The organism is Lysinibacillus sp. GbtcB16 (assembly GCF_019091145.1).
Taxonomy (GTDB): Bacteria; Bacillota; Bacilli; order Bacillales_A; family Planococcaceae; genus Lysinibacillus; species Lysinibacillus fusiformis.
In genome coordinates, this window is the sequence record NZ_JAGXJV010000476.1 from 1 (window position 1) to 265 (window position 265).

The window sequence follows — 265 nt, forward strand, 5'->3', positions numbered from 1 at the left end:
TCCTCTCAGTTTATCAATGGATTCCCCTTTGGCTGTCAAGAAAATGATCGGTGTCTGATGATACGGCGCTTCCATCTTGCGGATCTGCTCACACAGCTCATACCCCGAAACATCCGGCAGCATGATATCCAGCAGCACCAAGCTTGGCCTCTCTTCAACAATCGTCCGAAGCACTTCCTGCCCGCGCGAGAGCAAAAGCGCTTCATAATTGGCATGCTCCAAATATAACCGGACGACTTCGGCGATATTGGGTTCATCATCTACG

1 protein-coding gene is annotated in these 265 nt (G+C 50.6%); it reads right to left on the reverse strand.

What is annotated here, in order from left to right:
- A partial coding sequence (locus KVT27_RS24965; RefSeq protein ID WP_217582205.1) for a response regulator occupies nucleotides 1-265 on the reverse strand: 265 nt, incomplete at both ends.